Source organism: Caulobacter sp. CCG-8 (genome assembly GCF_037402475.1).
Lineage (GTDB): Bacteria > Pseudomonadota > Alphaproteobacteria > Caulobacterales > Caulobacteraceae > Caulobacter.
The window spans coordinates 116,362-134,078 of record NZ_JBBEUD010000004.1 but is presented as its reverse complement, the minus strand read 5'-3'; the positions used below and the strand labels follow the sequence as shown (position 1 = coordinate 134,078).

Annotated in this window: 20 protein-coding genes; 6 read left to right on the top strand and 14 right to left on the bottom strand. The window is 69.8% G+C overall.

Going from position 1 to position 17,717, the window contains the following annotated elements; translation table 11 throughout:
* Nucleotides 1–259: 259 nt before the first annotated feature.
* Nucleotides 260–1,288 (top strand): hypothetical protein, encoded by a 1,029-nt coding sequence (locus WAE60_RS04955; protein WP_337685267.1) that lies wholly within the window; start codon nucleotides 260–262, stop codon nucleotides 1,286–1,288.
* Nucleotides 1,289–1,371: 83 nt separating this feature from the next.
* On the opposite strand, the gene gyrB is transcribed toward WAE60_RS04955, so the two are convergent.
* From gyrB to WAE60_RS04925, 6 genes are all read right to left on the bottom strand, one after another.
* Nucleotides 1,372–3,855 carry a DNA topoisomerase (ATP-hydrolyzing) subunit B gene (gyrB, locus tag WAE60_RS04950; RefSeq protein WP_029909122.1) on the bottom strand — a complete coding sequence of 828 codons (2,484 nt, stop codon included), beginning with the start codon at nucleotides 3,853–3,855 and terminating at the stop codon, nucleotides 1,372–1,374.
* Entirely contained in the window at nucleotides 3,852–5,015 is a 1,164-nt protein-coding gene (gene recF / locus WAE60_RS04945; RefSeq protein ID WP_337685266.1) for a DNA replication/repair protein RecF, read from the bottom strand. The genes gyrB and recF overlap by 4 nt, the downstream gene beginning before the upstream one ends.
* Nucleotides 5,016–5,056: 41 nt before the next feature.
* Nucleotides 5,057–5,212 carry a hypothetical protein gene (locus WAE60_RS04940; RefSeq protein WP_197026651.1) on the bottom strand — a complete coding sequence of 52 codons (156 nt, stop codon included), beginning with the start codon at nucleotides 5,210–5,212 and terminating at the stop codon, nucleotides 5,057–5,059.
* 90 nt (nucleotides 5,213–5,302) lie between these two features.
* Nucleotides 5,303–6,052, bottom strand: a complete 750-nt coding sequence (locus tag WAE60_RS04935) for an SDR family NAD(P)-dependent oxidoreductase (protein ID WP_337685265.1) — start codon at nucleotides 6,050–6,052, stop codon at nucleotides 5,303–5,305.
* Between the two features lie 96 nt (nucleotides 6,053–6,148).
* Nucleotides 6,149–6,853, bottom strand: coding sequence for a hypothetical protein (locus tag WAE60_RS04930; protein ID WP_337685264.1), 705 nt, complete (start codon nucleotides 6,851–6,853; stop codon nucleotides 6,149–6,151).
* A 226-nt stretch (nucleotides 6,854–7,079) separates the two neighbouring features.
* The gene (locus tag WAE60_RS04925; protein ID WP_337685263.1) at nucleotides 7,080–7,454 is read right to left on the bottom strand and encodes a VOC family protein; all 375 of its coding nucleotides are present in this window, start codon (nucleotides 7,452–7,454) and stop codon (nucleotides 7,080–7,082) included.
* A gap of 157 nt (nucleotides 7,455–7,611) precedes the next feature.
* Here WAE60_RS04925 and WAE60_RS04920 point away from each other — a divergent pair, with 157 nt between their 5' ends.
* Nucleotides 7,612–7,740: a hypothetical protein gene (locus WAE60_RS04920; RefSeq protein WP_255347291.1), complete on the top strand. Its 129-nt coding sequence runs from the start codon at nucleotides 7,612–7,614 to the stop codon at nucleotides 7,738–7,740.
* A gap of 128 nt (nucleotides 7,741–7,868) precedes the next feature.
* On the opposite strand, the gene WAE60_RS04915 is transcribed toward WAE60_RS04920, so the two are convergent.
* The 4 genes from WAE60_RS04915 to msrA all read right to left on the bottom strand — a co-directional run bounded on the left by WAE60_RS04915 (nucleotide 7,869) and on the right by msrA (nucleotide 11,078).
* A complete protein-coding gene (locus tag WAE60_RS04915; RefSeq protein ID WP_337685262.1) occupies nucleotides 7,869–8,465 on the bottom strand; it encodes a hypothetical protein in 597 nt (198 codons plus the stop codon).
* Entirely contained in the window at nucleotides 8,462–9,118 is a 657-nt protein-coding gene (locus tag WAE60_RS04910; RefSeq protein WP_337685261.1) for a hypothetical protein, read from the bottom strand. The genes WAE60_RS04915 and WAE60_RS04910 overlap by 4 nt, the downstream gene beginning before the upstream one ends.
* 172 nt (nucleotides 9,119–9,290) lie before the next feature.
* Nucleotides 9,291–10,409, bottom strand: a complete 1,119-nt coding sequence (gene dnaN / locus WAE60_RS04905; protein WP_029909108.1) for a DNA polymerase III subunit beta — start codon at nucleotides 10,407–10,409, stop codon at nucleotides 9,291–9,293.
* A 150-nt stretch (nucleotides 10,410–10,559) separates the two neighbouring features.
* Nucleotides 10,560–11,078 carry a peptide-methionine (S)-S-oxide reductase MsrA gene (msrA, locus tag WAE60_RS04900; RefSeq protein WP_029909106.1) on the bottom strand — a complete coding sequence of 173 codons (519 nt, stop codon included), beginning with the start codon at nucleotides 11,076–11,078 and terminating at the stop codon, nucleotides 10,560–10,562.
* Nucleotides 11,079–11,173: 95 nt separating this feature from the next.
* Here msrA and WAE60_RS04895 point away from each other — a divergent pair, with 95 nt between their 5' ends.
* On the top strand, nucleotides 11,174–11,644 hold the full coding sequence (locus tag WAE60_RS04895) for a low molecular weight protein-tyrosine-phosphatase (protein WP_337685260.1): 471 nt from the start codon (nucleotides 11,174–11,176) through the stop codon (nucleotides 11,642–11,644).
* A gap of 82 nt (nucleotides 11,645–11,726) precedes the next feature.
* Here WAE60_RS04895 and grpE read toward each other — a convergent pair whose 3' ends face one another.
* Together grpE and hrcA are read right to left on the bottom strand one after the other, a co-directional pair.
* Nucleotides 11,727–12,344 (bottom strand): nucleotide exchange factor GrpE, encoded by a 618-nt coding sequence (gene grpE / locus WAE60_RS04890; protein ID WP_029909102.1) that lies wholly within the window; start codon nucleotides 12,342–12,344, stop codon nucleotides 11,727–11,729.
* A gap of 7 nt (nucleotides 12,345–12,351) precedes the next feature.
* Nucleotides 12,352–13,428 (bottom strand): heat-inducible transcriptional repressor HrcA, encoded by a 1,077-nt coding sequence (gene hrcA / locus WAE60_RS04885; RefSeq protein ID WP_029909100.1) that lies wholly within the window; start codon nucleotides 13,426–13,428, stop codon nucleotides 12,352–12,354.
* 111 nt (nucleotides 13,429–13,539) lie between these two features.
* Here hrcA and rph point away from each other — a divergent pair, with 111 nt between their 5' ends.
* The gene (gene rph / locus WAE60_RS04880) at nucleotides 13,540–14,256 is read left to right on the top strand and encodes a ribonuclease PH (RefSeq protein WP_337685259.1); all 717 of its coding nucleotides are present in this window, start codon (nucleotides 13,540–13,542) and stop codon (nucleotides 14,254–14,256) included.
* A 129-nt stretch (nucleotides 14,257–14,385) separates the two neighbouring features.
* On the opposite strand, the gene WAE60_RS04875 is transcribed toward rph, so the two are convergent.
* Together WAE60_RS04875 and WAE60_RS04870 are read right to left on the bottom strand one after the other, a co-directional pair.
* Nucleotides 14,386–14,616, bottom strand: coding sequence for a helix-turn-helix transcriptional regulator (locus tag WAE60_RS04875; protein ID WP_029909097.1), 231 nt, complete (start codon nucleotides 14,614–14,616; stop codon nucleotides 14,386–14,388).
* A 23-nt stretch (nucleotides 14,617–14,639) separates the two neighbouring features.
* Nucleotides 14,640–15,173, bottom strand: a complete 534-nt coding sequence (locus WAE60_RS04870) for a DUF2975 domain-containing protein (RefSeq protein WP_029909095.1) — start codon at nucleotides 15,171–15,173, stop codon at nucleotides 14,640–14,642.
* Nucleotides 15,174–15,747: 574 nt separating this feature from the next.
* On the opposite strand from WAE60_RS04870, the gene rdgB reads away from it, so the two are divergent.
* Together rdgB and hemW are read left to right on the top strand one after the other, a co-directional pair.
* Nucleotides 15,748–16,353, top strand: a complete 606-nt coding sequence (gene rdgB / locus WAE60_RS04865) for an RdgB/HAM1 family non-canonical purine NTP pyrophosphatase (RefSeq protein ID WP_337685258.1) — start codon at nucleotides 15,748–15,750, stop codon at nucleotides 16,351–16,353.
* A gap of 138 nt (nucleotides 16,354–16,491) precedes the next feature.
* Nucleotides 16,492–17,640, top strand: coding sequence for a radical SAM family heme chaperone HemW (gene hemW / locus WAE60_RS04860; RefSeq protein WP_337685257.1), 1,149 nt, complete (start codon nucleotides 16,492–16,494; stop codon nucleotides 17,638–17,640).
* The last annotated feature ends 77 nt before the right edge of the window (nucleotides 17,641–17,717 follow it).

The window sequence follows — 17,717 nt, the reverse complement described above, 5'->3', positions numbered from 1 at the left end:
CCTTCGAGCCACAAGGCCGAGGCCAAGTCGCCTCCGGCCGCGCGGACGCCTTGTCCGCGCCCGACGATTCGTGAGATCAGCGCCTTCCGTCCAGCGCCCAACTCAGGAAGCCGCCGCCGCATGACCTTGAACGCCGCCCAGCCATACAAGCCACCGATCCCGGTGCGATGGCGCGCGTCGTGCGAGCCGCGCCCGCTTCGTCCGCAAGACCACCAACACCGCTAGCGACGACCGCCCCGGCCGTCGCCGGGAGCTATCGATGACCACCCTCGTTCTGGCCCAGGCGACCGAGCTCGCCTCGCCCCTGCTGCGCCTGATCGCGCCCGCCTATGCGGACGTGCTGGCCGCCCTGTGGCCCGCGCCGCATACGCCCTTCGTCACCGCCCCGACGGCGCGACGACACCTGATCTGCCTGATGCTGGCGACGGAGACCGCCGAAAAGCATGGGGGCCGGCCGCCGGTCGACGTCGACCTGCTGCTCGAGGCCCCGCTGCGCAAGGCCGTGCGCCTGGTGCTGGATCCGGCCCCCGAGGGCCTGGCCCGGGCGCTGGAGCGGCTGGGCGAGATCGCCTGGGCGCCCGAGGACTATCGCGTCCTGGTCGCCCTGCTGGCCGATCCCAAGCCGGCCAAGACCCTGCGCCACGCCGATCGGATCGATCCGCTGCAGGTGCGGACCCTGGGCGCCCTGCCGCGTCCGCTGCGCGACGCCGGCGGGGCGGCCGTGCGGGTCAGCGCCGCCCAGGCCAAGCTGCTGGCCGAGGCCCACGCCCTGCTCGCCCGCCGCCTGCCCGAGGCGGTGCTGGCCGAGCGGATCGCCGTCTGGACCCGCGCGCCCACCGCCAAGACCCTGTTCAACCTGGTGGCCGACGACTTCCGCCGCGAACTGCCCAAGCCGCCTCATCCGGGTACGGAGCGTCTGCGGCCGCTGGAGACCGTGGCGGCCATCCGCGACGCCGCCCGCCGCTACCGCAACTGCCTGGCCAACTATGTGGACGCGGCCGTCGACCGCCGCTGCGCCATCTACGAGTGGCTGCCGGCCCCCGGTGCGGTGATCGAACTGACGCCCGACACCTATTTCGGCTGGCGGCTGGACCAGGCGCGGCTGGAGAACAACAAGTCGGTCGACGACGCCACCCGCGCCGCCATCGTCGAGGAGCTGCGCGGCATGGGCATCCACGTCGGCCGCAGCGCCTGGCAGATCCGCCACGCCTTGGAACGCGCCGGCTCGCCGGGGTTCGAACTGGAGTCCGTGGACGCCGCGATCGCGGACTATTTCACGGACGACTGAGGCCGCCGGCCTGGAAGTCCGAAAACGCTAAAGGGGCCGGCTCGCGCCGACCCCTCGAGCTTCGGTCGTCGGCGAGGCCGACGCTAGACGTCCACCTCCGCGTCCAGGGCGTTCTCCTGGATGAACTCCCGCCGCGGCTCGACCAGGTCGCCCATCAGGCGGCTGAACATGTCGTCGGCGTCGTCGGCGTGGTTGACGCGGACCTGCAGCAGGGTGCGGGCCTCGACGTCGAGGGTGGTTTCCCACAGCTGCTCGGGGTTCATCTCGCCCAGGCCCTTGTAGCGCTGGATCGACAGGCCCTTGCGGCCGGCGTCCAGCACCGCGCCGACCAGGTCGAGCGGGCCGCGCACGGTGGTCGATTTGTCCTTGCGGCGGAAGATCGCCGAGCCCGAGAAGACCTCGGCCAGGGCGCCGGCGCGTTCGGCCAGGCGGCGGGCGTCGGCGGCGTGCAGCAGGCCGTCGTCCAGGACCACGGTCTCGGTGACGCCGCGACGGATGCGCTTGAAGACGAAGGCGGTGTCGCCGCGCTCGCCCGACCACGGGCCGTCGCCTTCTTCCGCATACAGATCAAGGCGTCTGGCCGCGGCGGCGATGTCGGGCTTGTCGCCGAACAGGCCGGCCAGGGCCGCCTGCTCGACGGCGAAGGCCGGGGCGCGCTGGGCCAGGCGATCGATGTTGCCCTTGGCCTGGCGGGCCAGCTGGACCAGGGCCAGGAGGTCCGCGCCGGTGCGGCGCTCGCCGCCGGCCAGGTCCAGCTCGGCGCCGTCCACGCCCTCGTCCACCAGGAAGGCGTCCATCTCGGCGTCGTCCTTCAGGTAGCGCGACGACTTGCCCTTGGCGGCTTTGTAGAGCGGCGGCTGGGCGATGTAGATGTAGCCGCGCTCGATCAGCTCCGGCATCTGCCGGTAGAAGAAGGTCAGCAGCAGGGTGCGGATGTGGGCGCCGTCGACGTCGGCGTCGGTCATCAGCACGATCTTGTGGTAGCGCACCTTGTCCGGGTTGAAGTCGTCGCGGCCGATGCCGGCCCCCAAGGCGGTGATCAGCGTGCCGATCTGGTCGGACGACAGCATCTTGTCGAAGCGGGCGCGCTCGACGTTCAGGATCTTGCCGCGCAGGGGCAGGACGGCCTGGTTGTCGCGGTTGCGGGCCTGCTTGGCCGAGCCGCCGGCCGAGTCGCCCTCGACGATGAAGATCTCGGACTTGGCCGGGTCGCGTTCGGAGCAATCCGCGAGCTTTCCCGGCAACGAAGTGATGTCGAGGGCGCTCTTGCGGCGGGTCAGTTCGCGGGCCTTGCGAGCTGCTTCACGGGCCGCGGCGGCCTCGGCGATCTTGGAGACGATGGCCTTGGCCTCGTTCGGGTGCTCCTCGAACCAGGTGGCCAGGCCTTCCTGCACCAGGCTCTCTACGGCCGGGCGCACTTCGGACGAGACCAGCTTGTCCTTGGTCTGCGAGCTGAACTTGGGGTCCGGCACCTTGACCGACAGCACGCAGGTCAGGCCTTCGCGGGCGTCCTCGCCCCCGACATTGACCTTCTCCTTCTTGGTGATGCCCGAGCTCTCGGCGTAGTTGGTGATGATGCGCGTCAGCGCGCCCCGGAAGGCCGACAAGTGCGTGCCGCCGTCCCGCTGGGGGATGTTGTTGGTGAAGCACAGCATGTGCTCGTGGTAGCTGTCGTTCCACCAGACAGCCAGATCGACCTCGACCTTGTCCTTCTTGCCGCGGATGACGATCGGCGTCTTCAGCAGCGGGGTCTTGGCCTTGTCCAGGTGGCGCACGAAGGCCTCGATGCCGCCCTCGTAGTGCAGCTTCTCGACCCACGGCTCGGCGTCACGCTCGTCCTTGAACCAGATGGTCACGCCCGAGTTCAGGAACGCCAGCTCGCGCAGGCGATGCTCCAGCGTCTTCCGGTCGAAATCGATGAAGGCGAAGGTGTCCTTGGACGGGAAGAAGGTCACCTCGGTGCCGGTCAGCACCTCGCCGGCCTTGGGGCCCTCGGTGCGGACGGGCGAGTCGCCTGTCACCTTCAGCGAGGTCACCGCGTCGCCGCGCTCGAAGCGCATCTGGTGGCTGTGGCCGTCGCGGTGGATCTTCAGCTCCAGCCAGTCGCTGAGCGCGTTGACCACCGACACGCCCACGCCGTGCAGGCCGCCCGAGACCTTGTAGCTGTTCTGGTCGAACTTACCGCCGGCGTGCAGCTGGGTCATGATGACCTCGGCCGCGCTGACGCCCTCGCCCTCGTGGATGCCCACCGGGATGCCGCGGCCGTCGTCGGTGACCGTCACCGAGCCGTCGGCGTTGAGGATCACCTCCACCTTGGTGGCGTGGCCGGCCAGGGCCTCGTCGATGGCGTTGTCGACCACCTCGTAGACCATGTGGTGCAGGCCCGAGCCGTCATCGGTGTCGCCGATGTACATGCCGGGGCGCTTTCGCACCGCGTCCAGGCCCTTGAGCACCTTGATGGAGTCGGCGCCGTACTCGCCCGTCATCACTTCGGGGGCCGACATCTCCGAGCCGTCCGCCGTCGTCAGGCGATCTTCCGAGTTTTGGCCTTTGGTCTCTTCGGTCATACGTCTTCCAATGCGGTCAGGCCCCGTTCGCTGACGCGAACGCCCAGAGCCCGACCTTTCAGATGGTCGAACAGCGACTCGTCGGTGCCTGTCAGAAAAGCCTGCAGGCCGAGCGCCGTGATTTCGTCGGCCAGGGCGGCTCGCCTTTTCAGGTCGAGATGCGCGGCGACTTCGTCGAGCAACACTATAGGATTCGGGGCGTCCTTCGCACGCGAAAGTCGCGAGGCCTGCGCCAAAACCAGGTTCAGAATCAGCGCTTTCTGCTCCCCGGTCGAACATTCGGCGGCCGGACGGTCCTTGTCGACGTGATGGATGGCCAGATCGCCCCTGTGCGGGCCGGTCAGGGCGCGTCCGGCGGCCCCGTCGCGGGGCCTCGCGGCGGCCAGGGCGGCGGCCAGGCGATGCTCGATCTCGGCGGCGTCCGCGCCCTCCAGCGCCATGGCTTCCCACTCGCCGGTCAGGGCCAGGCGGGCGCGGGGGAAGGGGCGGTCGCCGCGGGTGTCGATCTCGGCCTGCAGGACCAGCAGGGTGCGGGCCCGGGCCCCGGCCATCAGGGCGCCGGCCTGGCCGAGGCGGGCCTCCAGCGCCGTCAGCCACACGGCGTCGGCCGGCTGGCCGCTCTCGACGGCGTCGGTCAGCAGCCGCATGCGCTCGCGCTGGGCCTTGTCGTAGGCGTTGGCGTGGCGGGCGTGGTCGGGCTCGCCGGCGAACACCAGGCGGTCGAAGAACTTGCGGCGCTCGGAGGCGGCCTCGAGGAACAGCCGGTCCTGGGCCGGGGTCAGCCAGATCGGCCGCACGTGGTCCGCGAGGCGGCCGGGCGGGACGGTCTCGCCCTCGATGCGGACGACCCGGCGGGCGGCGCCGGCCAGCTCGACGCCGGTGCCCAGGCGCACAGGCTCGTCGTCGCCCGATTGGGCTTCGGCCGCCACGGCCCAGGCCCGGCCGACGGCTTCGCCCGGCAGGCGGCGGCCCACCTCGGTCAGGCTGGACCCGCGCAGGCCCTTGCCGGGCGACAGCAGGCTGATCGCCTCCAAGAGGTTGGTCTTGCCCGCCCCGTTGGCCCCGAACAGATAGACGCTGGCGCCGTCCGGCCGCAGGGTCGCGCGCTCGTACGAGCGGAAGTCGGTCAGGGTCAGGGACAGCAGGGCGGCGCGGCTCACCGGGGGGTTCTAGCCTATTCGCGCCGCAGCGCTAAATGCGATCAGCCCTGGTCGCGGCGCCGGCTGAACCCGGCGTGGGCCACCAGGCGGGGCGGTCCGCGCAGGGCGTGGGCCAGGTGCGGCCCCACCAGCAGGACCAGGAGCCAGGCGGCTCCGCTGAAGAGGACGGCGGCGAGTCTTTCCCAGGCCAGGCGCATGGCGATCTCCTTGCGGGATGCAACCGCTCTGCGCCTGGATCGTGGCGGACGCGCGTTGGGATGGAGACGGAATCTTGGCTCGGGCCAGGCCTAGCGCTCCTGGTCGGTCGAGCGCATCAGGATCTCGTTGATCATCACGTGGGGCGGGCGGCTGACGGCGTAGAGGATGGCGTCGGCCACGTCCTCGGCGGTCAGCTGGCGCATGGCGGCGGCCGACTTGTTGACGGCGCTCTGGACGGCCGGCACGGCGATGTGGTCGCGCAGCTCGGTGGCGGCCATGCCGGGCGAGATCACCGACACCCGGATGTTGTCCTTGTGGACCTCCTTGCGCAGGGCTTCCGAGAAGCCCGCCACGCCGAACTTGGTGGCCGAATAGACCGCCGCCATCGGATTGGCGACGTGGGCCGCGGTCGAGGCGATGTTGACGATGTGGCCGTCCTTGCGGGCGGTCATGCCGGGCAGGGCGGCCTGGGTGGCGGCGATCAGGCCCAGCAGGTTCAGCTCCAGCATCGAGCGCCAGCGGGCGAGGTCGGCCGTGGCCACGGGCTCCAGGTACATGACCCCTGCGTTGTTGATCAGGATGTCCAGCCGACCGAACGCGGCCTCGGCCTCGCGGACCGCGCGCTGGGCTTGGTCTTCCTGGGTGAAGTCGGCGACGATCACGTGGGCCTCGCCGCCGGCGGCCTGGATGCGCGCGGCCAGGTCGCGCAGGCGGTCCTCGCGGCGGGCGGCCAGGGCCACCTTGGCGCCGGCCTTGGCCAGGCCCAGGGCCACGGCCTCGCCGAAGCCCGACGACGCGCCGGTGACCAGGGCCGCGCGGCCGCTCAAATCCATGCTCATGAGATGCTCCTCGCCGGCGCCGAACGCGTCCGGCGAGGATATAGGGGCTCAGGTCCGGATCGGCATCAAGGGCCCGCTCCAGACGTGCGGAACCTTCTACTTGTCGGCCTCCTGGTCGCCGGGATCCTTGAACTTCTCCGCCGCCGCCGCGCCGGCGTTCTCGGCCAGGCTGCTCAGGAAGGCGGCGGCCGCGGTGGCGGCGATGCCGGCCATGGCGTTGCGCAGCTTCCGGGAGTTCGACTTGGTCCCCTTCTGCGGAGCGGCCTGCGGTGCGGTCTCGGCCGCCGCGGCGACCTCCTTCTCCGGCGCGGCGGGCTCGGGCAGGGCCTCGTCCACCATCGCGCTGGGCGGCGGGGTCGAGTCCTCCGGGGGCTTGCCGATGAACTTGCCGGAGACGCCGGCCGAGCCCGCGACGAAGATCGGCCTTTGCAGGTCCTGGCCGCAGGTGCGCAGGGCTTCGCTGGCGGGTTGCCGCCACGCCTCCCACGCCCTGGTCCCCTCGTAGCGATCCGGCAGGGAGGCCAGGGCCGCCCTGCCCCTGGCGGGCAGGTCCTTTTGCGCGATCTTGCAGGCGCTGGCGGCGATCAGGAAATCGACCTGCGGCGTGCCGCCCGCCTTGTGGCGGTAGGGCACGAGCGTGTTGAAGGCGCGCTCGTACTCCCAGTTCTCGAAGAAGGCCCGGCCTCGCTGGACTTCGGGAGGATCGACGGGTTTGGCGGCCTTTGCGGCCAGGGCGGGAGCGGGCGGGCAGGCCGCGATCAGGGCGACGGCGACCAGACCGGATTTGAGGCGAGAGGTCATGGGCTGTTCCTTGGCTTTAAGGAACCCGCGCGGACGATCGGGGCGTCGCCGTCGCGGAGGGTTTCCTTGGTCCGGCCGTGACCGTGCCTCGACGCCGCCCGGCTGGCTGTGAGGTGTCTCTCTCCATTTATGTGCGATTGCGCACATCGAGTTCGGGGCCAAAAAACGGGCGCTCCCAGGCGCCCGCTTCCGCCTCATCGCCATGGCTCCAGTTCGGCTGGCGGCGTCAGCCGAACTTGTAGCCGCACAGCTTGTTGCCATCGAGGTCGCGGAAATAGGCGAAATAGGCGCCCGGCATCCGCTCGCCCGGGCCGCCCTCGCACGAGCCGCCCAGTTCGATGGCCCGGGTGTGGAAGGCGTCGACCTCCTCGCGGGTCTCGAAGTCGAACCCGCCCAAAATGCCGTTGCCGACGCAGGCCGGATTGCCGTCGTACGGACCCAGCACCCCGAACAGCCCCGTGCCCTTGCCGCGATAGAGCCTCCCGCCGGACGGGTGGTCATAGACCCCCTTCATGCCGATCGAGCCCAGCAGGTCGTCGTAGAAGGCCTTGGCCGCCTCCAGCTTGTTCGAGCCGACCGTCATGTAGCTGATCTTCGCCATGCGCTTCCTCCCGTTTTCTTATGAAACGGACATTAGCATGGGCGACGGGGGCGACAAGAACGGGCCGATATGTGACGATCGCGTAACACCGGAGGTTGCTTGCGCGAGTCATTATGTCGCGCATGAATAACGGTAACAAACCCTGGGGAGGGGGCACGTGAAACTCAAGGCTTTGGGCGCTCGGCGCCAATGGTGGCGGGACCACCCGGAACTCGGCGTCGCCACCGGCTGGGCGATCGTCTGCGGCGCGCTGTGGCTGGCCGTGCGGGTGCTGGGCATCGCCTGAAGGCCGTCTTCGGACCGGGGCGTGGTCTCAGGACGTCCGTCGCGCGCCTTCCCTTCCATCTTCCAGGACATGAAGGCCGACGCGCGACGGGCGTCGCGGAGGTCATGCTCGCATGTGTGCGAGCGGTCCTACTGCCGGTTCAGCGCCCCGGCGGCGCCGAGCTTGGCCGCCGCCGGGGCCTGGACCGAACCGTTCCGCAGGGCGCTGGTCGCGCCGGCGTCGCGCAACGCCGTGTTCCCCGGGGCGGCGAGGGTCGCGTCGGCCGCCGTCGCGGCGGTTCCCTTGTCCAGGCTCGAAGCCGCCAGGTCCTTCAGGAAGGCCTCCATGAAGGTCCCGGAGGTGCCGCCGGTCATGGCGGCGTAGTTCGTCGGCTTCTGCGCGCCCCGTCCGCAGTTCGCTTTGTACCATTCGATGAGTTGGTTCGTCGGGGCGTCCACCTTGTAGCGGGTGGGCAGGAACGTCAGGCCGGACTTGCCCCAGGCCGGCAGGCCCGGATAGTCGATCCGGCAGGCGCTGGCGGAGAGCATGAAGTCCACCTTCAGCGTCCCGGGCGTCCTGGCCCGGTACGGCTTGAGGGTCCTGAAGGCCATCTCATAGTTCTTGCTGTTGAAGTAGGCGCCGCCTTGGGCGACCTCGGCGGGTTCGGCCGCGGCCGCCGCCGGCAGGGACGCCGTGAGGATCAGGGCGAGAGCGATCGCTCCCGGCCCGCGAAGGGAATGGGTCATGACTTGCTCCTTTGGCTCTCTGGGACCTGCTCGGGCAGGCATTTGAAGGGATCGGTCTCGCCTGGCGGGCATGGGGGCGAGGGGTCTGGAAGGCCCGGATCGGCCATGACGCCGAGCGGGTTCCCGCCGTGGTAGTAGATGGCCGCGTCCTGGGTGCTGGCCTGGCCGGGGATGGCGATGGTCAGCGCCATCAGGACTGTGCCGAGCATGGCCAGGACGATGCCGGGCGAGGCGCTGGAAAGGGCGAAACCCAGCTTGTGGCCGGCGACTCCCGCCGTGCCCGAGGCCTGGCTGGCTTGGGGTTCTTCCAGCTTGCCCAGCACGAAGGTCGCGCCCACCAGGGCCAGCAGCATGCCGGTGATGAAGCCGACGAACCGGGTCCACAGGCGGGCCCGCACGATCAGCGAGGCCTGGTCGTAGCGCCGCTCGATGACGTAGCGCTCCAGCGCCAGGGCCGCCTTGGCGTCGTCGCCCAGTCCGGCGGGCAGGGCGCCCAGGGCCTCGATCCCGCCTCGAGGCGCGGCCAGCTGGTCGTCCATCGCCACGAAACGCCACAGCACGACGGCGCTGAAGAACACCGCCGCCCCGACGACGAACGCCATCATCAGCGGCAGAAGCCGCAACTGCCACGCCTCGTGCGTCTTTCTGGCCATGGGAACCTCGGAAGACCGTGGTCACGTTCGACCGCGATCTTGCCGCGAGGCGCCTCACGCCGATGTGGCGTAAGGCGCGCCATTCGTGTGCGAATACACACACTTGGCGCGGTCCAGACAGCAAAACGGGCGCACGCGGCGCCCGTTCTCCTTCCGGCGATGTCGGCGGGGCTTAGACCCGCAGCGGCATCAGCACGTACTTCACGCCCGGGTCCGTCGGGTCGACCACCAGGGTGGGCGAGGCCGGGTCGGCGAAGCGGAACTCGGCGATCGGGCCACCGATCTGGCCGCAGACGTCCAGCAGGTAGCGGGCGTTGAAGCCGATCTCGAAGGCCTCGCCGTCGTAATCGACCTCGACCTCTTCCACGGCCTGGCCGGCCTCCATGTTGCGCACGGTCAGGGTGATGCGGCCCGGCTCGACGGCCAGCTTCACCGAGCGGCTCTTCTCGGCCGAGATGGTGGCAACACGGTCGACGGCCTTGGCGAACAGGTCGTTGTCAAGGGTCAGGATCTTGGCGTTGTCGCGCGGGATGACGCGCAGATAGTCCGGGAAGGCGCCGTCGATGACCTTGGAGGTCAGGGCCGCGCGGCCGAACTCGAAGCGGATCTTCTGGGCGCTGATCTGCAGGTCGACCTGCTCGCCGGCCGATTCCATCAGGCGGCGGGCCTCCTGGATGGTCTTGCGGGGCACGATCACGCCGGGCAGGCCGGCGGCGCCCTCAGGGGCGTCCATCTCGGCCAGGGCCAGGCGGTGGCCGTCGGTGGCCACGGCGCGCAGCTTGGTCACGCCGCCGTCGTTGACGGTGTGCAGGTACAGGCCGTTCAGATAGTAGCGGGTCTCTTCGGTCGAGATCGCGAAGCGGGTCTTGTCGATCAGCCGGATCAGCTCGTTGGTGTCGACAGAGATGCGGCCCGACAGGCCGTCGCTGCTCATCACCGGGAAGTCGCCGGCCGGCAGGACCGGCAGGTTGAAGCGCGAGCGGCCGGCCTGGATCACCAGGCGGGGGTCGTCGCCGCTGAAGCTGAGCGAGACGTCCGAGCCGTCGGGCAGCTTGCGGACGATTTCATAGAGCGTGTGGGCCGGGGCGGTGATCTGGCCGGGCTGGTCGATCTGGGCCAGGCCCTCGTCGATGATCTCCATGTCCAGGTCGGTGGCCGAGAACGACAGGGTGTCGCGGTCGGCCGACAGCAGGATGTTCGACAGGATCGGGATGGTGTTGCGGCGTTCGACGACGCTCTGCACGTGACCCAGCGCCTTCAGCAGCGCCGCCCGCTCGATGGTAAGCTTCATATCTCGGTCCAGGTCCCAGGGCCGCCGCCGTCAGAGAGAATCCCCCCGTGGCCCCGCAATGAATGGACTTGCGACATTAGCGCAAACCGCGACCGGGGGAAGGCCCGGCCGCGGCGAAATGCGCACTGGAGCGATAGCGCGGCGGGCGGACTAGCCGACGCCGGCGCGCTCGGCCTTGGTCGGCAGCTTCCAGTCCGGCCGGATGAAGTGGCAGGTGTAGCCGTTGGGGATGCGCTCCAGGTAATCCTGGTGCTCGGGCTCGGCCTCCCAGAACGGTCCGGCGGGGGCGACCTCGGTCACCACCTTGCCCGGCCACAGGCCCGAGGCGTCGACGTCCTCGATGGTCTCCTCGGCCACGCGCTTCTGCTCGTCGTCCAGGTAGAAGATCGCCGAGCGGTAGCTGAGGCCCTTGTCGTTGCCCTGGCGGTTCAGGGTGGTCGGGTCGTGGATCTGGAAGAAGAACTCCAGGATCCGGCGATAGCTGATCACGGCCGGGTCGAAGACGATCTCGATCGCCTCGGCGTGGGTGCCGTGGTTGCGGTAGGTGGCGTTGGGCACGTCGCCGCCGGAATAGCCGACGCGGGTCTTGATCACCCCGGGATAGCGGCGCAGCAGGTCCTGGACGCCCCAGAAACAGCCGCCGGCGAGGATCGCGGTTTGCGTGGTCATGGGAAGTCGGCCTTTCGTCAGGAGAATGGGCGAGGCTACATGTTGGGCCTGCCGAGGCCGCGCGCAAGCGGCCCGCACATCGCCGAAGGTTGCCCGTGCCGCGTCCCGCCGTCCTGTTCGTCTGTCTCGGAAACATCTGCCGCTCGCCCCTGGCCGAGGCGGCCTTCCGCCGCGAGGTCGAGCGGCGGGGCCTGGAGGTCGAGATCGATTCGGCCGGCACCGGGTCCTGGCACGTGGGCCACCCGCCCGACCGCCGGGCCCAGGCGACGGCGCTGCGCAACGGCGTCGACATCGCCCACTACCGCGGCCGGCAGGTGGAGCCCGAGGACTTCCGCCGGTTCACCCACGTCGTGGCGCTGGATCGCGACAACCTCGCCGACCTGAAGCGCATCCGGCCGTCTGACGCGACGGCGGAGCTGCTGTTGCTGCTGGACGCGGTCGAAGGCCGCCGGGGCAAGTCGGTGGCCGATCCGTATTACGGCGAGGACAAGGACTTCGACACGACCTGGGCGGATGCGGTGGCCGGGGCCAAGGGGCTGGCGGATTTGATCGAGGGGGAGGGCTGAGCGCTCTCCCGCACTCCAAATGCTGTCATCCCGGACAGCCTCTGCGAGGCTTCCGGGATGACAACGGATTTTGCGGTTGAGACTAAGCCTTGGTGTCGAACGAACCGCCCGTATCCGCGCCGTTGCTGGCGTAGGGGTTGGGGGCGGCGGTCGGTTCGGCCGGGGCGTCCGGGCCGGTCGAGCCCTTGGCGGCCACGGCGACCATGGCCGGGCGGACCAGGCGGCCCATCAGCTCGTAGCCGGCCTGCAGAACCTGGATGACGCCGCCGGCGGCGACCTCGTCCGAGGGCTGCTCCATCACCGCCTGGTGCAGGTGCGGGTCGAACTTCTCGCCCTTGCCCGGGTCGATCTTCTTCAGGCCGTTGCGTTCGAAGGCGCTCTGCAGCTCCTTCTCGGTCATCTCGACGCCGATGATGAAGTTGCTGACCGCCGCGTCCTGCGACTCGCGCGGGCTGTGGGCGGTGGCGCGCGACAGGTTGTCGGCCACGCCGAGAAGGTCGCGGGCGAACTTCTGGATCGCGTAGGCGCGGGCGTCGTTCATCTCGCGCTCGGCCCGACGCTTGGTGTTCTCGGCCTCGGCGGCGAAGCGCAGCGCCTGGTCCTTCAGGGCGGCCACTTCCAGCTGCAGCGCCTCGATTTCCTGCGCGGCGTCGTCGGCCTCGAAGGCCACGTCCTCGGCCGGCGTTTGTTCGTCGGTCATCTAGTCCTCATCCGTCCATCATCCGCCCGAGCACCCGGGCGGTATAGTCCACCAGCGGGATCACCCGAGCGTAGTTCAAGCGGGTGGGGCCGATCACGCCGATCGCCCCCAGCACCTTCTGTCGGCCCGTCATATAGGGCGCCGCGATCAGGGAGGAACCCGAAAGCGAAAAGAGTCGCGTTTCGGCCCCGATGAAAATGCGCACGCCCTCGGCCGTCCTCACGTCGTCCAGCAGGCCGATCAGCTGGCCCTTCTGCTCCAGGTCGTCGAACAGCCGGCGCACGCGCTCCAGGTCCTCCCGGGCGCTGGCGTCGGCCAGCAGGTTGGCGCGGCCCCGCACGATCAGGGCGCGATCGGGGTCCTCGCCGCCGCTCCAGGCGGCCAGGCCGTCCTCGACCAAACGCGCCGCCGCGGCGTCCAGTTCACGCCGGGCCGTGTCCAGCTCGGCGGCCATCTCGACCTTGGCCTCGTTCAGGGTGCGGCCGCGCAGGCGGGCGTTGAGGAAGTTCGAGGCCTCTTGCAGGGCGGCCGGGGTGACGCCGGCGGCGCGCCGCATCAGCCGGTTCTCCACCGCGCCGTCGTCGAACACCATGATCGCCAGCGCCTGGTCGGCGCCCAGGGCCACGAACTCCACGTGCTTGACCCCGCCCTCGCGGACCGGGGCGACCACCACCCCGGCGCCGCCGGCGAGGCCCGACAGGATCGCGCTGGCCTCGCCCATGGCCTCCTCGAACGAGCGGCCGTGGGCGAACAGGCGCGACTCGATGATGCGCCGCTCCTCCTCGCCGATGTCGCCCACCTCCAGCAGGCCGTCGACGAACATCCGCAGGCCCGCATGGGTGGGGATGCGGCCGGCGCTGGTGTGGGGGGCGTCCAGCAGGCCCAGCTGGGCCAGATCCTGCATGGTGTTGCGGATCGAGGCCGGCGACAGCTGCACCCCGCCGCGCGAGATCGTCCGCGATCCGACCGGTTCGCCGGTCTCCAGATAGGATTCGACCACCCGCCGGAAGATGTCGCGGGCGCGGGCGTCCAGGTCCGTGAGGCTGGGAGTCTGTGCGGAAAACCCCGAAAAGAGCTGTGTCATGTAGCCTTCGAACGCGCCTCACCCGGATGTCTCGGGCTTCGACGGGATTGGACGACCGTCTTAACTAGGATAAGCGGCCCCATCCTATCACGCAAAGCCCCGGAGTTTCCCATGCGTCCGTCCGAACGCGCCGCCGACCAAACGCGCGAAGTCACGCTGGAAACCGGCGTCAACCGCTACGCCGAAGGCTCGTGCCTGGTCGGCTTCGGCCACACCAAGGTGCTGGTCACCGCCACGGTCGAGGAAAGCGTCCCCGGCTGGCTGCGCAACAAGGGCTCGGGCTGGGTCACGGCCGAATACGGCATGCTGCCGCGCGCCACCCACACCCGGGGCCGCCGCGAGGCCGCGATCGGCAAGCAGAGCGGTCGCACCCAGGAGATCCAGCGCCTGATCGGCCGCAGCCTGCGCGCCGTGGTCGACCTCAAGGCCCTGGGCGAGCGCCAGATCAGCCTGGACTGCGACGTCATCCAGGCCGACGGCGGCACCCGCACCGCCGCCATCACCGGCGCCTGGGTCGCCCTGCGCATCGCGGTCAACTACCTGATCGAGGAAGGCGTGCTGAAGACCGACCCGATCCTGGGCCAGGTGGCGGCCGTCTCGTGCGGCGTGTTCAAGGACACCCCGGTGCTTGACCTGGACTACGAGGAAGACAGCAGCGCCGAGGCCGACAGCAACTTTGTGCTGACCAACGCCGGCGACATCGTCGAGATCCAGGCCACCGGCGAGAAGCGCGGTTTCACCCGCGCCGAGTTCGAGCAGCTGTTCGCCCTGGCCGAGAAGGGCATCGGCGAGCTGTTCGTGAAACAGCGCGAGGCGGTTTCGAAATAGAAGATTTCCCTCCCCCTTGTGGGGAGGTGGCTCTGGCGGAGCCAAGGTCGGGTGGGGTTTTCTGACTCAGCAGGCCCCACCCACCAGCTTCGCTGGTCCCCCCTCCCCGCAAGGGGGAGGGAAAACCCTTTAGTCCTCCTCGTGAGCCTCTCCCGGCCCCGGCTCGTAGGTCATCAGATCCCCCGGCTGGCAGTTCAGCTCCCTGCACAGGGCGTCCAGCGTCGTGAAGCGCACGGCGCGGGCCTTGCCGGTCTTGAGGATCGACAGGTTCGCGATGGTCACGCCGACCCGGTCCGACAGCTCGGTCAGCGACATCCGCCGTTCCAGCAGGATGCGGTCCAGTTGCACGCGGATGGCCATGGGATTCTAAAGTCTCCGCGGGGTCAGATGGTCAGCTCGGCCTCCCGTCGAAGGCGCGCGCCCTCGCGGAAGACCTCGGCCAGGACGAACACCACCAGGACCGGGAACCAGGCGCTCAGGCTGAACGAGCCGTCGACGATCTTGGTGTCCGGCGCCAGCCACTTGGCCAGGGCGGCGAAGATGTAGTGGCCGATCTCGAGGGCGGCCAGGACCAGGCCCACCACCCGCAGGCGGCGGACATTGTCCGGATGGAACGGGTCGCCGGCGGTCAGGGTGGAGAACACCCGCCGCAGGCGCTCGACGATCACCATCCAGCCGCCGGACAGCAGGGCCCAGGCCCCCAGGGCGCCGGCGAACAGCGGCCCCTTGCTGATCAGCTCGTCGACCGAGCTGCCGATATGCAGTTTCGAGGTGATCAGTTCGGGATTGAAGCTGAGCAGCAGCACCGCGACCGTGAAGATCGCCAGCAGGCTGACCCAGACCCACAGGCCCACATAGATCACGTCGAGAATAATCTTCAGGAAGCTCGACACCGAGCCAGGCCCCAAGGCGCGCATCCGCTCTTCCCCTTCCCCTCACACAGAAACGCCGACCATGCCCCGGCGGATCGGGACGGGTCAAAGGCGAGCTCTCGGCCGGGGTCAGAAGGTCTTGATCGCGAAGGTCACGGCGGCGAGCGGCAGACCGGCGATCAGCGTCAGCGTGGCCAGGCGGGTGGCGACGGCGTCGACGATGCGGAACAGTCTGGCGGCGGACATGGCGGGCCTTCGGATCGGGTGGGGCGGGACCGCGCCGACATGGCGTTTCTCCCATACGGCGAACATAGGGAGCGATTCCACGACCGCCAATGTCGCTTATCGATAAACGATATTAAACCTCTGTAATGATCGCGCTCACCGAACGGATTATCCAAGGTGTGGCGCCGGGGCCACCATGGCGACACGCGGGCCGGGGACATGCGCTTGTGCGTGTCCCCACCAGGTGCACGGCATCGGAAGAAAAGCCGAAACGCTTTGGCCTGTTGTCGGGACACGCACACGTGCATGTCCCCGTCTGAACACGAACCTTGCGGGCGCCCGGCCAGATGGGGGAGTAGAAGCCTCGTTGGCATGATTTCCGAGGAGAGACGCGATGACGCTGAAGCTGGAAGCGGGAACGAAGCTCGTCGCGGCGACCCACAATCCGGGCAAGGCCAAGGAACTGGCCGCCCTGCTGGACGGCCGCTTCGAGGTGCTGGCGGCCGGCGCCCTGGGCCTGCCCGAGCCGGACGAGACCGAGACGACCTTCGTCGGCAACGCCCTGCTCAAGGCCCGCCACGCCGCCGACCTGTCGGGCCACATCGCCCTGGCCGACGATTCGGGCGTGTCGGTCGCCGCCCTGGACGGCGCGCCGGGCATCTATTCGGCGCGCTGGGCCGGGCCGTCCAAGGACTTCGCCGTGGCCATGGACAAGGTCGCCGAGCGCATCGAGGAGACCGGCTCGGAGGACCGCTCGGCCTGGTTCACCTGCGCCCTCGCGGTCGCCTGGCCCAACGGCGGGCCGGCGGTGGTGGTGCAAGGCGAGGTCCACGGGACCCTGACCTTCCCGCCGCGCGGCGACCGGGGGTTCGGCTACGACCCGATCTTCATCCCCAGCGGCCACGACCAGACCTTCGGCGAGATGGACCCGGCCGCCAAGGACGCCATGAGCCACCGCGCCGTGGCCTTCGCCAAGCTGAAGGCGGCGCTGTTTGAATAGAGCCCCCCATCATTGTCATCCCGGAAGCCTCGCAGAGGCTGTCCGGGACCCAGGGGACTGGGCGAAGGCGGTGCGGTTCACCTGGGTCCCGGACAGCGCTGCGCGCTTCCGGGATGACAATCTTTGCGAGGCGTCGAGATGATCGACGCTCCTCCGCTGGGGGTTTATGTCCACTGGCCCTACTGCTCGCGCATCTGCCCCTATTGCGACTTCAACGTCGTGCGCGACCGGGGCAGGACCGACGAGCAGGCCGCCCTGGCCGACGCCATCGTCGCCGACCTCAAGGCCCAGCGCGCCCTGACCGGCCCGCGTCGGCTGCTGTCGATCTTTTTCGGCGGCGGCACGCCCTCGCTGATGGATCCCGCCCAGGTCGCCCGGGTGATCGAGACCGCCAAGGCGCTGTGGACTCCGGCCGACGACCTGGAGATCAGCCTCGAGGCCAATCCGACGGACGCCGAGACCGACCGCTTCGAGGCCCTGGCCGCGGCCGGGGTGGCGCGGCTGTCGCTGGGCGTCCAGGCCCTGGACGACGCGGCGCTGAAGCTGCTGGGCCGCAACCACGACGCCGGCTCGGCCCGGCGGGCCCTGGCCGTGGCGGCGAAGGCCTTCCCGCGCCTGTCGGCCGATCTGATCTACGCCCGGCCCGGCCAGACGGTGGAGGCCTGGACGGCCGAGCTGTCGACCCTGATCGCCCTGGGCCCGGAACACGTCTCGCCCTACCAGCTGACCATCGAGGCGGGCACCGCCTTCGACCGCGCCGTGGGCCGGGGCAAGCTGGTCGTACCCGACGAAGACCTGGCCGCCGCCCTGTTCGAGACCACCCAGGCCGTGCTGGAGGCCGCCGGCTTCGACGCCTACGAAGTGTCCAACCACGCCCGGGGGCAGGCCGCCCGGTCGCGCCACAACCTCGTCTACTGGCGCGGCGTCGACTATGTCGGCGTCGGTCCCGGGGCCCACGGTCGCCTGACCTTGGCCGAGGGAAAGCTGGCCACCACGGCCCGTCGGGGGATCGCCGACTATGTTCGCGCGGTCGCCGAGACCGGCGTCGGCTTCGAGCCCGAGGCCCTCACGCCCCTGGAGGCGGCCGAGGAGCGGCTGCTGCTGGGCCTGCGCATCGACGACGGCGTGGCCTTCGCCGAGGTCGCGCCCCTGGGGCTGTCGCCGGACACGCCCAGGGTGAAATCCCTGGTTGAAGATGATCTTCTCGTGGACGATAGGATCAGGCTTCGCGCCACGCGGTCCGGTCGTCTCGTCCTGGACCGGCTGACAGGAATGCTCGCGACCTGATAACCCTGTCGACCATGGTCTTGCGTAACCCGCGTCGTCGGCGCCTTTGTTCGTGTCGGTCCCCAGTCTCCTCGGGC

Coding starts and splice junctions, on each gene's coding strand:
- WAE60_RS04935 (WP_337685265.1), bottom strand. CDS start 6,052: ATGAGCATGGATTTGAGCGGCCGCGCGGCCCTGGTCACCGGCGCGTCG.
- hemW (WP_337685257.1), top strand. CDS start 16,492: ATGATCGACGCTCCTCCGCTGGGGGTTTATGTCCACTGGCCCTACTGC.
- grpE (WP_029909102.1), bottom strand. CDS start 12,344: ATGACCGACGAACAAACGCCGGCCGAGGACGTGGCCTTCGAGGCCGAC.
- WAE60_RS04925 (WP_337685263.1), bottom strand. CDS start 7,454: ATGGCGAAGATCAGCTACATGACGGTCGGCTCGAACAAGCTGGAGGCG.
- WAE60_RS04875 (WP_029909097.1), bottom strand. CDS start 14,616: ATGGCCATCCGCGTGCAACTGGACCGCATCCTGCTGGAACGGCGGATG.
- msrA (WP_029909106.1), bottom strand. CDS start 11,078: ATGACCACGCAAACCGCGATCCTCGCCGGCGGCTGTTTCTGGGGCGTC.
- WAE60_RS04940 (WP_197026651.1), bottom strand. CDS start 5,212: ATGCGCCTGGCCTGGGAAAGACTCGCCGCCGTCCTCTTCAGCGGAGCC.
- hrcA (WP_029909100.1), bottom strand. CDS start 13,428: ATGACACAGCTCTTTTCGGGGTTTTCCGCACAGACTCCCAGCCTCACG.
- rph (WP_337685259.1), top strand. CDS start 13,540: ATGCGTCCGTCCGAACGCGCCGCCGACCAAACGCGCGAAGTCACGCTG.
- WAE60_RS04915 (WP_337685262.1), bottom strand. CDS start 8,465: ATGACCCATTCCCTTCGCGGGCCGGGAGCGATCGCTCTCGCCCTGATC.
- rdgB (WP_337685258.1), top strand. CDS start 15,748: ATGACGCTGAAGCTGGAAGCGGGAACGAAGCTCGTCGCGGCGACCCAC.
- gyrB (WP_029909122.1), bottom strand. CDS start 3,855: ATGACCGAAGAGACCAAAGGCCAAAACTCGGAAGATCGCCTGACGACG.
- dnaN (WP_029909108.1), bottom strand. CDS start 10,409: ATGAAGCTTACCATCGAGCGGGCGGCGCTGCTGAAGGCGCTGGGTCAC.
- WAE60_RS04910 (WP_337685261.1), bottom strand. CDS start 9,118: ATGGCCAGAAAGACGCACGAGGCGTGGCAGTTGCGGCTTCTGCCGCTG.
- WAE60_RS04870 (WP_029909095.1), bottom strand. CDS start 15,173: ATGCGCGCCTTGGGGCCTGGCTCGGTGTCGAGCTTCCTGAAGATTATT.
- WAE60_RS04930 (WP_337685264.1), bottom strand. CDS start 6,853: ATGACCTCTCGCCTCAAATCCGGTCTGGTCGCCGTCGCCCTGATCGCG.
- WAE60_RS04955 (WP_337685267.1), top strand. CDS start 260: ATGACCACCCTCGTTCTGGCCCAGGCGACCGAGCTCGCCTCGCCCCTG.